This is a genomic window from Nonomuraea sp. NPDC049655 (assembly GCF_044465465.1).
In the GTDB taxonomy this organism is placed as follows: Bacteria; Actinomycetota; Actinomycetes; order Streptosporangiales; family Streptosporangiaceae; genus Nonomuraea.
This window is the reverse complement of the sequence record NZ_JBITLS010000028.1, coordinates 1-14,747: the sequence shown is the minus strand read 5'-3', so window position 1 is coordinate 14,747 and position 14,747 is coordinate 1. Positions and strand designations below refer to the sequence as shown.

Genomic DNA, 14,747 nt, shown 5'->3' with positions numbered 1-14,747 from the left:
GCCGGGGAGAGGATCGGGCCGCGGAGGGGTGCATGGGGCGAGCGTTCGACGAGCAGGTGGCGGAGTCCGAGGCGGTGCTCACCGTCAACGCGGGCTCGTCGAGCCTGCGCCTCGACCTCGTGCAGGGCGGCTGCGTGCTGGACAGCGCGCACGCCGAGCGGGCCGCGGACCCGGGCTCGGCGCGCGAGGAGCTGGCGGCGTTCCTCGGCGGCCACTTCGACCGCGACATCCGCGCGGTGGCGCACCGGCTGGTGCACGGCGGCGACGTCGTCCGCACGCCCACGGTCGCCGACGACGAGACCGTCGAGGCGCTGCGCGGCGTCGTGAGCCTGGCGCCGCTGCACCTGCCGCCCGCGCTGGCGCTGCTGGAGGCGGCCCGCGAGCAGCTTCCCGCCGTGCCGCACGTGCTCTGCCCCGACACGGCCTTCCACGCCGGCCTGCCCGACGCCGCCGCGGTCTACGCCCTGCCGCGCGAGTGGCGCGACCGGTACGGCCTGCGCCGCTACGGCTTCCACGGCCTGTCCTACGCCTGGACCGCCGACCGGGTGGCCGAGCTGCTCGGCCGGCCGCTCGCCGACCTGGAGCTGGTGCTGACCCACCTGGGCGGCGGCTCGTCGGTGTGCGCGGTGTCGGGCGGGCGCAGCCTGGACACCTCGATGGGGTTCACCCCGCTGGACGGCGTCCCGATGAGCAAGCGCTCGGGCAGCGTCGATCCCGGGATGCTGATGTGGCTGCTGTCGCAGGGCCACCTGTCGGCCGACGAGCTGGGCGAGGGCCTGCAACGCCGGTCCGGGCTGCTCGGGCTGTCCGGCGGCCGCTCGGGCGACACCCGCGAGCTGGTCGAGGCCGAACGCGCCGGCGACGCCGAGGCCGCCCTGGCCCTGGAGGTGTTCTGCCACCGGGTGAGCCGGGAGATCGCCGCCGCCGCCACGTCGCTGTCCAGGATCGACGCCCTGGTGTTCACCGGCGAGATCGGCTGGGACCAGCCCGAGGTGCGCGAGGCGGTCTGCCGCCGTCTCGGGCTGCTCGGCGTCGAGCCGCCCGAGACCGGCAACCGGCACGACGACGGCCCGGTCAGCGGGCCGGGCGCCGCCGTGCCCGTCCTGGTCGTCCAGGTGCGCGAGGAGCTCCAGCTCGCCCGCGAATGCCTGGGCGTCTTCCGGCCGGCAGAGGAGGACGGCTATGGATGACGTCACCCGCTCGGCGCTGCGGCTGTCGGGCGAGCAGGATCTCGACCCGCTGCTCGACCGCGTCGGCGAGGCCGGTCTCGTGCTGATCGGCGAGGCCAGTCACGGCACCCACGACTTCTACACCTGGCGGGCCGCGCTCACCCGCCGCCTGATCGCCGAGAAGGGCTTCGGGTTCGTCGCCGTCGAGGGCGACTGGCCCGACTGCGAGCGCGTCCACCGCGCGGTCACCCGCGACGGCGAGGACCCCTTCGACGCCCTGTACGCCTACCAGCGCTGGCCCGCGTTCATGTGGGCCAACGAGGAGGTCGCCGAGTTCTGCCGCTGGCTGCGCCGCTGGAACGCGGCCCTGCCGCCGGGCGAGCGCGTCGGCTTCCACGGCCTCGACGTCTACAGCCTCTGGGAGTCCCTGCGCGCCGTGCGCCGCTACGCCGCCGACCACCTGCCCGACCAGCTCGGCACGGTGATGGAGGCCCTGTACTGCTTCGAGTCCTACGGCCACGACCCGCAGCGGTACGGCCTGGAGACCCGCCTGGTCCCCGACTCCTGCGAGACCGAGGTCGTGGAGCTGCTCAGGGCGGTCGTGGCGGCCGCGCCCGCCGACGAGGACGGCTTCGAGGCCCGGCAGAACGCCGAGGTCGTGGCCGGGGCCGAGAACTACTACCGGACCATGGTCGGCGGCGGCCCCGATTCGTGGAACGTCAGAGACGTGCACATGGCCGACACCCTGGACCGGCTGACCGCCTTCTACGGGGCCAAGGGCGTGGTGTGGGCGCACAACACGCACGTCGGCGACGCCCGCGCCACCGACATGGCCGCCGCCGGCATGATCAACCTCGGCCAGCTGGCCCGCGAGCGGCACGGCGAGGACGTCGTCCTGGTCGGCTTCGGCGGCTACCGGGGGACGGTCGTGGCCGGGGCGAGCTGGGGCACGCGGGCGCACGTCATGCCCGTCCCGCCGGCCCGGCCCGGATCGCTGGAGGCGCTGCTGCACGACGCGCTCGGCGGCGAGCGCGCCCTGTTCGTGACGCCCCGGCGGCCCCGTCCGCGCTGGTTCGACCAGCCGCTGGACCACCGCGCGATCGGCGTCGTCTACCGGCCCGAGCGCGAGAAGTGGGGCAACTACGTGCCCACCGCGCTCGGCGACCGCTACGACGCCTTCATCTGGCTGGACGTCACCGAGGCCCTGCACCCGCTGCACGCCGAGCCGTGGGACGACGTCGAGCCGGAGACCTATCCGAGCGCCATGTGACGGACTGTCGGTGGCAGATGGTTTGATCGCTGCTGTGGAGGCCTCGGTCGAGCAGCTCGTCTACGTCAGGGACGACGAATACACCGTCGCGCGCATGAGCGCCGAGGGCGTGCCCGACTTCGTGGCCACCGGCCGGGCGCTGTCGGGCGCGCAGCCGGGCGAGACGCTCCGGCTGACCGGCGACTGGAGCCACCACGCGCGCCACGGCAGGCGGTTCGCGGTGGCCGGGTGCGAGCGGGTGGCGCCCGCCACGGTCCGGGCGATCCGCGTCTACCTGGGGTCGGGGCTGATCCGCGGCATCGGGCCGCGGCTGGCGTACGCGATCGTCGACCACTTCGGCGAGGAGACGCTCAAGGTCATCGACGCCGAGCCGGGGCGGCTGACCGAGGTCGTCAACATCGGGCCGCTGCGGCAGGCGCAGATCGTCCAGGCGTGGCAGGAGCAGAAGGCCATCGCCGCGCTGATGGTGACGTTGCAGGGGCTGGGCGTCAGCCCGCTGCTCGCGGCCAAGATCCACCAGGTGTTCGGCGGCGAGGCCGAGGAGGTCCTGGCCACCGACCCCTACCGGCTGATCGGCCGGGTCAGGGGCATCGCCTTCCGCGTCGCCGACCGCATCGCGCTGCAGCGGGGGGTGCCCGAGCGCAGCCCGCAGCGGATCAAGGCGGCGCTGCTCGACCGGCTGGAGTCGGCGGCGGTGCGCGACGGCCACTGCTTCGTGCCGGTGCCCCATCTGGTGGCGCGGGCGGCCGAGCTGATCGAGCTCGACCCTGAGGCGGTCGGGCCGATGATCGACGCGCTGGTGGCCGAGCGGCGGGTGGTGGTCGAGGCCGACGACGAGCAGCCGGGGCGGGCGGTGGCCTACGCCAAACACGTGCACGCCCGCGAGCGGCAGCTCACCGAGCAGCTCACCCGGCTCCTGCGGGCCCGCTCCACGCTGCCGCTGCGCTCCTACCGCGAGGACGAGACCCTCCACGACGACCAGCGCGCGGCCGTCAACATGGCGCTGACCTGCACCGTCTCGATCATCACCGGCGGGCCCGGCTGCGGCAAGAGCCACACGGTCAGGGCCGTGGCCGCCACGGTCAGGGCGTCGGGCGGCACGGTCACGCTCACGGCCCCCACCGGCAAGGCGGCCAAACGCCTGTCGGAGCTGACCGGCATGCCCGCCATGACCATCCACCGCATGCTCGCCCACCAGCCCGACCCCGACCCGTCCACGCTGTTCGAGGAGGCGCCCGCGCAGGCCGACCTGATCGTGGTCGACGAGGCGTCGATGCTCGACCTCCACCTCGCCACCCGGCTCACGGCGGCCGTCCAGCCGGGCAGCCACCTGCTGCTCATCGGCGACAGCGACCAGCTTCCCAGCATCGGCGCCGGCGACGTGCTGGCCGACCTGCTGCGCGTGGAGGCGATCCCGCGGGTGCGGCTCACCCACGTCTTCCGCCAGGCGAACGGCAGCGGCATCGTCGAGGCCGCCCACCTCATCCGGGCCGGCCGCATGCCGGCGACGCCGGGGCGCGGCGGGTTCTGGTTCGAGGAGCTCGACGATCCGGCGCGGGTGGCCGAGCGGGTGGCCCATCTGGCCATGGAGGCGATCCCCCGCAAGCAGGGCGTGCCGCCCGAGCAGGTGCAGGTGCTGTGCCCGATGCGCAAGGGCGAGACGGGCGCGGTCACGCTGGGCCGGCTGCTCCAGGACCGCCTCAACCCGGCGGCCGACGACAAGCCCGAGCACTGGTCGGGGGCGTCGGTGTTCCGGGTGGGCGACCGGGTCATGCCCATCCGCAACAACTACGACAAGGGCGTCTTCAACGGGGAGACCGCCACGGTCACCGCCGTGCTGCCGCAGGACCGCGTGGTCGAGGTCCGCACCGACGACGGCGAGACCGTCCAGTACGGGTTCGGCGAGCTCGACGACCTCACCCACGCCTACGCGATCAGCGTGCACCGCTCGCAGGGCAGCGAGTACCCGTTCGTGGTGGCGCCGATCGTGGCCGAGGCGGGCGGGATCATGTTGCGGCGCAAGCTGCTGTACACGCTGGTGACCCGGGCCAAGGCGTGGGTCGTGCTGGTGGGGCAGCGCGAGGCGCTGGAGCTGGCCGTCCACCGGGTGGGCCGCCCCCGCAACACCGGCCTGCCCCGCCGCCTGTCCCAGAGCCTCGACGCCTGAGGCCGGGTCAGTCCTGGCGGACGAGGGTCGTGGCGAGGAGTTCGGCCAGGTGGCGGCCCTGGCGTCCGGTGCCGGCGGCGGCGATCTGGGTGCGGCAGGAGAAGCCGTCGGCGAGCAGTTCCTCCCCCGGCCCCGCCGACCGTACGGCCGGCCAGAGCCCCTGCTCGGCGCACGCCTGCGACACCTCGTGGTGCCCCCGCTCGAACCCGAAGTTGCCGGCCTGCCCGCAGCAGCCGGAGTCGAGCACGCTGGTCCGGATGCCGAAGCGGTCGAGCACGGCCCGGTCGGCGTCGTAGCCCATGATCGCGCTCTGGTGGCAGTGCACCTGCGCGATCGCCTGCCCGCCGGTCGTGGCCGGCCGCCAGTCGGCGGCGCGCGTCTCCAGCAGCTCGGCCAGCGTCAGGAACCGCTCCGCCAGCAGCCGCGTCTCGGGCGTGTTGAGCAGTTCGGGCCCGTCGGAGCGGAACACGGCGGCGCAGCTCGGCTCCAGGCCGACCACCGGCACCCCGGCCTCGGCCCAGGGGGCGAGCGCCCCCACCGTCCGCGCCAGCACCCGCCGGGCCACCCCGAGCTGCCCGGTGCTGATCCAGGTCAGCCCGCAGCACAGCGTCACCGGCGGCACCACCACCTCGAACCCGGCCGCCTCCAGCACGTCCACGGCGGCCCGCCCGATGCGCGGGTCGAAGTGGTCGGTGAACGTGTCGGCCCACAACACCACCCGCCCCCGCGGGCCCGGCCCGCTCCGAGGACGCCGCCTGAACCAGTCGGTGAACCGCTGCCGGGCGAACCTCGGCAGCTCGCGCTCCGGCGTGATCCCCGCGACGGCCTTGACCAACCGCGACAGTCCGGGCGCCGAGTTGACCGCGTTGACCAGGCCGGGCGCGGCCGAGGCGAGCGCGGCCCACACCGGCAGCCAGCCCATCGAGTAGTGGGCCCGGGGCCGGACGCGGCGCCGGTAGTGGTGGGCGAGGAACTCGGCCTTGTAGGTGGCCATGTCCACGTTCACCGGGCATTCGGAGCGGCAGCCCTTGCACGACAGGCACAGGTCGAGCGCGTCGCGCACGGCGGCCGAACGCCAGCCGTCGGTGATGACGTCGCCGCGCACCATCTCCTCCAGCAGGCGGGCCCGTCCGCGCGTGGAGTGCTCCTCCTCGCGGGTCACCCGGTAGCTGGGGCACATGACGCCGCCCTCGAAGGTGTGCTTGCGGCAGGTCCCGGTGCCGACGCAGCGGGTGGCGGCGTGCCCGAAACGTCCGTGGTCGTTGGGGTACTGGAAGAACGTCTGGCGCGGCTCGTGCGGGTAGAAGCGGTGCTGGGCCAGATTCTGGTCGAGGTGGCGGGGATGGACGACCTTGCCCGGGTTCATCCGGTCGCGCGGGTCGAAGATGGCCTTGAAGCGGCCGAACACCTCCACGACCTCCTGGCCGAACATGACCGGCAGCAGCTCGGCCAGCGCCTGGCCGTCGCCGTGCTCGCCGGACAGCGAGCCGCCGTAGGAGGCGACCAGCTCGGCGGCCTCCCGGGCGAAGGCGCGGTAGCGGGCGATGCCGTCGTCGGTGTGCAGGTCGAGCGGCAGCCGGCCGTGCACGCAGCCCTGGCCGAAGTGGCCGTACAGGGCGGAGTCCTGGTAGTCGTGCGCGCGCAGCAGCCGCTCGTAGTCGCGCAGGTAGGCGCCCAGCCGCTCGGGCGGCACGGCCGCGTCCGACCAGCCCTCGTACGTCTGGCGGCCGGTCGGCGGGTAGGCCTCCACGCCGAGCCCCGACTCCCGCCACCGCCACAGCCGGTCCTCCCTGGCCGGGTCGCCGAGGAAGGCGTGCGTGGGCGTGGGCGCCTCGGGCCGCTCCCCCACCTCGCGCATCATCGTCTCGGCCCGCTCGCGCGCCTGCTCGGGCGTGTCCCCGCCGAACTGCACCAGCAGCCAGCCGCCGCCCTCGGGCAGGTCCTGGAGCGCCGGGTCGCCGGGGTGCTCCCGCTTGGCCAGCCGGTACATGGTCTCGTCCATGGCCTCCAGCGCGATCGGCGCGTGCCGGGCCACGGCCGGGACGGCGTCGGCGGCGGTGAAGACGTCCTCGAAGCCGAGCACGGCCAGCGCCCTGGCCGGCGGGGACGGCACGACGCGCAGCTCGGCGCGGAGCACGGTCACCAGCGTGCCCTCGCTGCCGGTCAGGGCGCGGGCCAGGTCGAAGCCGTTCTCGGGCAGGAGCTGGTCGAGGTTGTAGCCGGAGATGCGGCGTTCCAGCCTGGGGTAGCGGGTGCGGACCAGTTCCATGGTCTCGTCGCGCAGATCGCGCACCTGGCGGTAGATCTCGGCCAGCCGGCCGCCCTGGGTCTGGATGCGGTCGTACTCGGCGTCGCTGGTCGGCCCCACCCAGGCGCGCACGCCGTCGTAGGTGAGGATCTCCAGCCGGAGCACCGACTGCGACATCTTCCCGTACGCCTGCGCCGAGGCCCCGCACGAGTTGTTGCCGATCATGCCGCCGATCGTGCAGGCCCGATGACTGGACGGCCGCGGCCCGACCATCAGCCCGTACGGCGCCAGCTCGTGGTCCACCTGGTCGAGCACGGCCCCCGCCTGGACGACGACCCGGCGGCCCGCCGCGTCCACGGACTCCACCGCGCCGCAGTGCTTGGACCAGTCGATCACCACCGCCGCGTTGCAGCACTGCCCGGCCAGGCTGGTGCCGCCGCCGCGGGAGAGCACGGGCACGTCCCTGGACCGGCACACGGCCACCGCCGCCACCCCGGCGTCCAGGTCGCGCGGCACGACGACGCCGATCGGGACCTGCCGGTAGTTGGAGGCGTCACGCGCGTAGGCGGCGCGGCTGCCCAGGTCGAAGCGCACCTCGCCGTCCACGGCCTCGGCGAGGCGGCGGCTCAGCGTCTCGACGTCGATCTCGCGGGACGGCGGCGTGTGCGTGACGGGCGTGTTGACCAGGCTCTTCATGCCGGGCACTTACCCGGGCCCGCTCACGGCGCGCCCAACGGCGGGCCAAGCCCGGTTCTAGACCCCGAGCAGGTCGGTGAGGTCGTCGGCGTGCTCCTCCTCCTCTTCCAGGATCGACTCCATGAGCCGGCGGGTGGTCGGGTCGCCCTCGCCGAGCCAGCGGATGATCTCCTGGTAGGTGGAGATGACGATGCGCTCGGCCCACAGGTTGGCCTCCAGCAGCGCCTTCAGGTCGGTGTCGGCGGGCACCTGGTAGTCGGTGTGCGAGCGCTGGACGAGCTTGGCCGGGTCGAAGTCCGGCTCGCCGCCGAGCTGGCTGACGCGTTCGGCGGCGCGCAGCGCGTGGTCCAGCTCCTCCTTGGCGTGCTCGGTGAACTCCGCCGCCACCTGCGCGCGGTCGATGCCCTTGGCCGAGATGGCGTGCCTGGTGTACCTGAGCCAGCACACCACCTCGGTGGCGATCACGTCGTTGAGGATCTCGATGACCTTCTCCGGGTCGCGGCCGAAGGTCTGCGTGATCGGGCCCTCGTCCATCTTCTGCCGCACCTGCTCGCGGATCCTGGTGACGTCGAGCACGAAGTCGTCCGTCTGCGTCATGATGTGTCCTTCCCCCGGCGATCTCCCCTGGTCAACGGTAACTTCGCCGGAGCCTGCGCCGGGGTTGCGACACGGGCGGACCGCAGGCGGGGGGCCAGCGCGAGCGTGACCGCCGCCGACGCCGCGGCCAGCACGGCCATGGCCGTGCCGGGCGAGGTGTGCTCGGCCAGGGCGCCGGCGAGCGCGGCGGCCAGCCCCTGCATGGCGACCATGCCGGAGGAGTGCAACCCGAGCGCGTGCCCGCTCAGCTCGGGGGGCGTCAGCGCCATGAGCCGCTCCTGGAGCAGCAGGGTGGCGGCGAACCCGGCCGAGGCGAGCGCGACCAGCACCGGCGACGGGTGGGCCACGAACACCAGGTACGGCAGCGCGAGCAGCAGGTACAGCGGCGTGACCAGCCGCGCCCGCCGGTGCGGCGGCACGTACCGGCCGACCAGCACGTCACCGGCGAGCATCCCGGCGGCGGCGCAGGCGAACAGCAGCCCGGCCCGGTCCGGCGCGAGCGGCACGAACAACGACTCGCAGCCGACGATCAGGCCGTTGGGCAGCCAGAGGGCGAGGTAGACGTGCCTGCGCGGCCGATCGGACCACAGGCGGGCGTTGTCGCGCCAGGTCTCGGCGGGTGAGGGCCGTCCGGACGCGCGCGGCCGCCGCCGTCCGAGCCCCAGCCCGGCCAGCGCGGCGGCCAGGTGGAGGGCCGCCGCGACGAGCAGCGTCCCGCGCGGCGACAGGACGGTCACCAGCACGCCGCCCGCGCCGAACCCGGCGATCTGCACGATCCCGGAGGACATGTTGAGCACCGACCGGCCGAGCAGGTATCCGTCCCGGTCGAGCAGCTCGTTCAGCAGCCCGTACCGGACGCCGCCGCCGAGCGCGGACAGCGCGCCGAAGGCCAGCACGACGGCGAGCATGCCCCACACGGGCAGGCCGGGCACGGCCAGGAAGGCGGCGCCGAGCGCGGCCGCCAGCGCCAGCCCGGACAGGGCGGCCCGCGGCGGCAGCCGGTCGGCCGCCGACAGCAGCGTGGCCGCGCCCACCACCTGGGCGAGCGCCGGGCCGAACATGGCCAGCCCGGACAGCAGCGGCGATCCGGTGTCGGCGTAGACGAGGGTGCCGAGGGCGAGCCCGCTCACCGTCTGCCCGGCCACCTGCCCGGACGAGACCAGGAAGAGCGGGGTGAATCCGGACCTGCCGAACAGGTCCCGGTACGTGCGCATGGGACGGCAGTCTTCGCGACCGGCGGCGGCAGGCGTTACTGTTTCGCCCACCCGCGAAACAACGCCGGGACGAGGAGGACGTGGTGGGCTTCTGGCAGGTCGACGCGGACACGCTCGCGGACGGCCGGTTCGTCCTGTCGCCGCTGGCCGAGACGATCGCCGCGCTGAAGACGCTGGACCGCGCCGTCGCCGCCCATCCCGGCGAGGACGCCTGGCTGGCCGCCCACCTGCCCGCCTACCGCGCCGAGCAGGCCGCCGACCCGGTCACGGCGCTGCTCGTGCGCGCCGCGCTGGGCCGCACGTGGAACGCGACCTTCCTCACGCCCACGCCCGAGGGAGAGGGCGAGGCGGCCTTCGAGGAGGAGGTGGCGAGCGTCCGCGACACCCCGCCCGAGCAGGCGCGGGAAGACCTGGTCGAGTCGCTGGGCGGCCCGGTCCCCGCCGTGCTGCGCCGCGACGACCTGCCCGCACGCATGGCCGCCCGGCTGGAGTGGGTGTGGCGCGAGACCGTGCTGCCGGCCTGGCCGCGGCGCCGCCGGATCATCGAGGCCGACGTCACCGCCCGCGCCGCGCGGCTGGGCCGGGGCGGCTGGGCGGCGGCTCTCGACGGCATGCGTCCCGGCCTGCGCTGGCTGGGCGACGGACGGCTGCAGATCAACGCCTACGACCACCCGCCGCGGGACCTGGCGGGCGCCCGGCTGATGTTCGTGCCGGTCACGCCGCGCCAGGGCTGGGTGAGCTGGCACGGCTCCCGCCGCTGCGCGATCGTCTACCCGTGCTCGGGGCCGCTGGCCGACGTCGGCCCGCCGTCCCCGCCGCAGGCGCTGGGCCGGCTGCTGGGCGGGGCGCGGGCGGGCGTGCTGGTGCTGCTGGACACCCCTAAGAGCACCACGCAGCTCGTCGCGCTCACCGGCCAGGGCCTGGGCTCGGTGGGCCGCCATCTCAAGGTGCTGCTCGACGCGGGGCTGGTCGGCCGCGTGCGGGCGGGCCGTGCGGTCCTCTACGGCCGTACGCCCGTCGGCGAAGACCTCGTACGGGCACAAACCAGCTGACCGCGCCCGCCCGTCGCTGCCACCATGGGAACCCCATGGACGAACGACGCGTGATCCGCATCTCCAAGTACCTGGCCCGCCACCTGCGCCACGACCCGCAGCGCATCGGGCTCGCCCTCGACGCGGCCGGCTGGGTCGCCGTCGACGACCTGCTCGCCGCCGCCGCGGCGCACGGCTTCCCGATCACCCCCGACGAGCTGCGCCAGGTCGTGGAGACCAACGACAAGCGGCGCTACGCGATCGAGGACGGCAGGATCCGGGCCAGCCAGGGCCACTCGGTGCCGGTGGAGCTCGGCCTGCCCGCCGTGGAGCCGCCCGCGTACCTCTACCACGGGACGGTGGCCCGCAACCTGGACGCCATCCGCCGGGAGGGCCTGCGGCCGATGAGCCGCCACCACGTGCACCTGTCCCCCGACCGGGAGACCGCCCTCCGGGTGGGCGCGCGCAGGGGCAGGCCGGTGGTGCTGGCGGTCGCCGCCGGGGACATGCACGCCGGCGGCCATCTCTTCCTGCGCAGCGACAACGGCGTCTGGCTCACCGCCCACGTCCCGCCGGGCCACCTGCGTTTCCCCTCCTGACCCCGCCACGGGCGCCTGGGGCCTTCCGCCGGGCGGGAGGGGGGTTGGCTAGGCTGTGGGCCGGAGGATGATCACTCATGCGCGCACGCGATCTCGTCACGGAGTTCCCGGCGGTCACGCTCGACATGTCGGCGCTCGACGCCGCCCGGCTGCTGGCCGAGCGCGACCTGCCCGGCCTCATCGTGATCGGCGACGACGGCCGCCCCCACAGCATCCTCCCCGGCACGCAGGTGCTCCGGCTGGCCGTGCCGCGCTACTGCCAGGACGACCCGGCCCTGGCCCGGGTGGTGGACGAGGCCCACGCCGACCTGTTCCTGCGCCGGCTCGGCACGCGTACCGTCCGCGAGTGCCTGCCCGAGCAGCCGCGCGAGCTGCCGGTGGCGGACATGAAGGCCACGGTGCTCGAACTGGCGGCGCTCATGGCCCGCACGCGCAGCCCGCTGGTGGCGATCGTGGAGGACGGGCGGGTCGCCGGAGCCGTCACCCTCCAGTCCCTGCTGGACCACGCGCTCGCCCTCTGACCATCTCCCCCGGGCCCGGTGACGCGCCGAGGGCGGCGGCGATCTCCGGCCGGGGGCGTCGTAGGCTGGTGCCCATGGGGAAGACCGCCGCCGCCCGACAGCCCGTCCCCGCCCGGCGGGCCGACGCCGAACGCAACATCGCCGCCATCCTGGAAGCCGGGACGCGGCTGCTCAGCGACGATCCGGGCGCGAGCGTGGCCGAGATCGCCAAGGCCGCGGGCGTCGGCCGGGTCACCCTGTACGGGCACTTTCCCTCCCGCGAGGCCCTGGTGGACGCCGTCCTCGACCACACCGTCGGGCTGGCCGACGCCGTCCTGGAGGACGAGGCCCTCGACACGGCTCCCGCGCCGGAGGCGATGGCCGGGCTGCTGCATTCGTCGTGGGAGATCCTCGACCGCCACCGGCGGCTCTTCGTGGCCGCCGACCGGGTGCTGCCCACCGAGCGCATCCGCGAGCACCACGACCGCCCGCTGCGCCGGGTGGAGCGCCTGATCGCCCGCGGCCAGGACGACGGCGACTTCCGCACCGACCTGCCGCTGGAGTGGCTGGTGACGACGTTCTTCGCGATCATCCACAGCGCGGCCCAGGAACGGGAGGCCGGCCGCCTGGCCGCGGAGGAGGTCGAGCCGGTCCTGACCCGCACCATGCTCTCCCTCCTCACCCCGCCCTCCCCCGCCTGACACTTCCCCTTCAGGGCTCCTCCCAGCCGGCCGGTCGCCGCGACACCCTACCGGCGTACCGTTTTATTGTGCTTAACTTGAACACCAGTGTACAAGTTAAGGAGACCTGGGATGAGTCATCACGTCGGGACGCGGGCTGCCGCGCCCGCACAGAGCAAGGGCTGGGCGGTGCTGGCGTTGTTGTGCCTGGCGCAGTTCATGCTGATCATCGACATCACCGTCGTCCAGGTGGCCCTGCCCACCATCGGCGCCGACCTCGCGCTCGGCCGGGAGGCGCTGACCTGGGTGGTGACCACGTACACGCTGTGCTTCGGCGGCCTGATGGTCCTCGGCGGGCGGCTCGCCGACGCGCTCGGCCCCCGCCGCACGCTGCTGGCCGGGCTGGCGCTGTTCACCGCGGCCTCGCTCGTCTGCGGCCTGGCCGGCGACGGCGGCACGCTCATCGCCGGGCGGGCCGTCCAGGGGGTCGGCGCGGCGCTGCTGTCCCCCGCGGCCCTGGCCGTCGTCACCACCGTCTTCCAGGGCGAGCGCCGGGCCCGCGCGCTCGCCCTGTGGGCGGCCATCGGCGGTTCGGGCGCGGCGATCGGCGTGCTGCTCGGCGGCGTCCTGACCGACGGCCCCGGCTGGATGTGGGTGTTCTACGTGAACGTCCCCGTCGGCCTGCTGGTGCTGGCCGCCGTCCCCCGCGTCGTCCCCGCCCGCGTCAGGGACGACGCCCCGCGCGGCGGCCGGGTCGACGTCGGGGGCGCGCTGCTCGTCACGCTGGCGACCGCGCTGCTGATCTACGGGCTGGTCTCCGCCGGCGACGGCGGCCGGGGCGCCGCGGGAACCGTGCTGCCGCTGGCCGGGGCCGCCCTGTCCTATGTCGCGTTCGTGCTGGTCGAGCGGTCGGTACGGGCGCCGCTCATGCGGGTCGAGACCCTGGCCAGGCGGCCCGTCGTCTCGGGCGCGTTCGTCATGCTGGTCGCCACCGGGCTCATGCTGGGCCTGTTCTTCCTCAGCTCCCTCTACCTGCAGCACGTCCTGGGCTACAGCCCCCTGCGGACCGGGCTCACGTTCCTGCCCGTCGCCGTCGCCATCACGCTCGGCGCGCACCTCGGCGGCCGCCTCATCGGCAAGGTGGGGGGCCGGCCGGTGGCCGTGGCGTCGTTCCTGCTGACCGCCGCGGGGGCGGCGCTGATGACGCGGGTCTCCCCCGAGGCGGGCGCGTTCACCACCTTGGTGCCGGGGTTCGTGCTGGCCGCCGTGGGGATCGGGCCGGCGTTCGTGACCGCCACCACCACGACGATGGCCAACGTCCCGCCCGGCGAGAACGGCGTCGCCTCCGGGGTGATCAACACCTTCCACGAGCTGGGCGGCTCGATCGGGGTGGCCGTGGTGTCCACGGTCGCCGCGTCCAGCCTGGTGCCGGGCGCGGGGGCCGGCGGCTTCACCTCGGGGCTCGTGCTGTGCGCGGTCGTCGCGGGGGTGGCGGCGGTGATCTCGCTCGGCCTCGTCCCGCCCGGCAGGCCGGCGGGCGCGTTCGTCGGTCACGGGCACGGTCACGGGCACGGTCACTGACGGGATGTCCCCGGCGACCCCGGGAGGCTATTCTGCTTGCGTGACTGCTCCGCCCCCCGCGGGACGCGGCTTCTCGACACACCCGGCCTGCGCCGGGGCCGGTCATCACCGGGCGCCGGGTGGCGCCCCTCCGCCGCCGGTCGCGTCGCGCCCGAGGCGCGGTGGGCAGCGGCGATGCCACCGCTGACGCTCCTGCGCCGGGAGCAGCCGGGCGTCACCGTGATCGTGGTGTCCGGCGAGCTCGACGCCACCAACCGCGCCCAGTTCGAGAGCTTCCTGCGAGATCGTCCGGAGCCCGGGCACCAGGTCGTGTTCGACCTGGCCCGGGTGCCGTTCGTGGACAGCTCGGGCCTGCACGTCCTGCTGGCCTTCGCCACCGACCAGCTCAGGAGGTCGGGCGCGGTGCGCCTGGCCGCCGTGCAACCCCTGCCCGCCCGGCTGCTGGACATCACCGGGGTGCTCGGGCACCTCCCCGTGCACGACACCGTCGAGGAGGCGGTGGCCGCCGCCAGGGCCGCCGCGGAACGTTCCGTGTGACGGGCGGCGCGCGGGGGCATTCTCGGCTAACTTCGGGGCTAGCGCGCGTCTGGGCGCAGGCGGCTACTCTTCCGCTACCCAGGGTTGAAGTTCTTCCATGCCGGGCGAGCACGGAACGAGGAACACGATATGAGCGACCCCACGGTCGGCAACGCACGTTCGAGCGGGCGCGGCAAACGTGTCCGAGGCCCCTCCGAGGTGGGCGAGACCGAGCTGCGTCAGCTGCTCGGCGGGCTGACGGCGGTCCGGGACGGCGATTTCCGTACCCGGCTGCCCGAGGACGCCGATGGGCTGCTGGGGGAGATCGCCTCGGTGTTCAACGGCATGGTCGATCAGTTGTCGTTGTTCACCTCCGAGGTGACGCGGGTGGCGCGTGAGGTGGGCACGGACGGGCGGCTGGGTGGTCAGGCCGATGTGCCGGCGGTGTCGGGCACGTGGAAGGACCTGACGGAGTCGGT

13 protein-coding genes are annotated in these 14,747 nt (G+C 74.5%); 10 read left to right on the top strand and 3 right to left on the bottom strand.

Annotation, left to right across the window (positions count from 1 at the left end):
• Positions 1-32 precede the first annotated feature (32 nt).
• The 3 genes from ACIBQ6_RS49865 to ACIBQ6_RS49855 are packed head-to-tail and all read left to right on the top strand — an operon-like array spanning position 33 to position 4,606.
• Positions 33-1,190 (top strand): acetate/propionate family kinase, encoded by a 1,158-nt coding sequence (locus tag ACIBQ6_RS49865; protein ID WP_397219519.1) that lies wholly within the window; start codon positions 33-35, stop codon positions 1,188-1,190.
• A complete protein-coding gene (locus tag ACIBQ6_RS49860) occupies positions 1,183-2,439 on the top strand; it encodes an erythromycin esterase family protein (protein WP_397219518.1) in 1,257 nt (418 codons plus the stop codon). Before ACIBQ6_RS49865 ends, ACIBQ6_RS49860 begins: the two co-directional genes overlap by 8 nt.
• Before the next feature lie 34 nt (positions 2,440-2,473).
• On the top strand, positions 2,474-4,606 hold the full coding sequence (locus ACIBQ6_RS49855; RefSeq protein WP_397219517.1) for an ATP-dependent RecD-like DNA helicase: 2,133 nt from the start codon (positions 2,474-2,476) through the stop codon (positions 4,604-4,606).
• A gap of 7 nt (positions 4,607-4,613) precedes the next feature.
• On the opposite strand, the gene ACIBQ6_RS49850 is transcribed toward ACIBQ6_RS49855, so the two are convergent.
• Genes ACIBQ6_RS49850 through ACIBQ6_RS49840 form a run of 3 tightly spaced genes read right to left on the bottom strand, consistent with a single transcriptional unit; the run spans position 4,614 to position 9,361 of the window.
• Positions 4,614-7,550, bottom strand: a complete 2,937-nt coding sequence (locus ACIBQ6_RS49850) for an FAD-binding and (Fe-S)-binding domain-containing protein (RefSeq protein ID WP_397219516.1) — start codon at positions 7,548-7,550, stop codon at positions 4,614-4,616.
• 57 nt (positions 7,551-7,607) lie between these two features.
• Positions 7,608-8,147, bottom strand: a complete 540-nt coding sequence (locus ACIBQ6_RS49845; protein ID WP_352351383.1) for a DUF892 family protein — start codon at positions 8,145-8,147, stop codon at positions 7,608-7,610.
• Complete coding sequence (locus ACIBQ6_RS49840; protein ID WP_397219515.1) at positions 8,144-9,361, bottom strand: MFS transporter; 1,218 nt, start codon at positions 9,359-9,361, stop codon at positions 8,144-8,146. Before ACIBQ6_RS49840 ends, ACIBQ6_RS49845 begins: the two co-directional genes overlap by 4 nt.
• Before the next feature lie 83 nt (positions 9,362-9,444).
• On the opposite strand from ACIBQ6_RS49840, the gene ACIBQ6_RS49835 reads away from it, so the two are divergent.
• From ACIBQ6_RS49835 to ACIBQ6_RS49805, 7 genes are all read left to right on the top strand, one after another.
• The gene (locus ACIBQ6_RS49835) at positions 9,445-10,413 is read left to right on the top strand and encodes an ArsR/SmtB family transcription factor (RefSeq protein WP_397219514.1); all 969 of its coding nucleotides are present in this window, start codon (positions 9,445-9,447) and stop codon (positions 10,411-10,413) included.
• Positions 10,414-10,448: 35 nt separating this feature from the next.
• Positions 10,449-10,991 carry an RNA 2'-phosphotransferase gene (locus ACIBQ6_RS49830; RefSeq protein ID WP_397219513.1) on the top strand — a complete coding sequence of 181 codons (543 nt, stop codon included), beginning with the start codon at positions 10,449-10,451 and terminating at the stop codon, positions 10,989-10,991.
• Between the two features lie 77 nt (positions 10,992-11,068).
• Positions 11,069-11,512 (top strand): CBS domain-containing protein, encoded by a 444-nt coding sequence (locus ACIBQ6_RS49825; RefSeq protein WP_358286027.1) that lies wholly within the window; start codon positions 11,069-11,071, stop codon positions 11,510-11,512.
• Positions 11,513-11,586: 74 nt separating this feature from the next.
• Positions 11,587-12,192 (top strand): TetR/AcrR family transcriptional regulator, encoded by a 606-nt coding sequence (locus tag ACIBQ6_RS49820; protein WP_358286025.1) that lies wholly within the window; start codon positions 11,587-11,589, stop codon positions 12,190-12,192.
• 111 nt (positions 12,193-12,303) lie between these two features.
• On the top strand, positions 12,304-13,752 hold the full coding sequence (locus ACIBQ6_RS49815) for an MFS transporter (RefSeq protein ID WP_397219512.1): 1,449 nt from the start codon (positions 12,304-12,306) through the stop codon (positions 13,750-13,752).
• A 174-nt stretch (positions 13,753-13,926) separates the two neighbouring features.
• Positions 13,927-14,289 carry an STAS domain-containing protein gene (locus ACIBQ6_RS49810; protein WP_358286019.1) on the top strand — a complete coding sequence of 121 codons (363 nt, stop codon included), beginning with the start codon at positions 13,927-13,929 and terminating at the stop codon, positions 14,287-14,289.
• A 129-nt stretch (positions 14,290-14,418) separates the two neighbouring features.
• Positions 14,419-14,747: HAMP domain-containing protein (locus ACIBQ6_RS49805; protein ID WP_397219511.1), on the top strand; the 329-nt coding region annotated here is incomplete at its 3' end.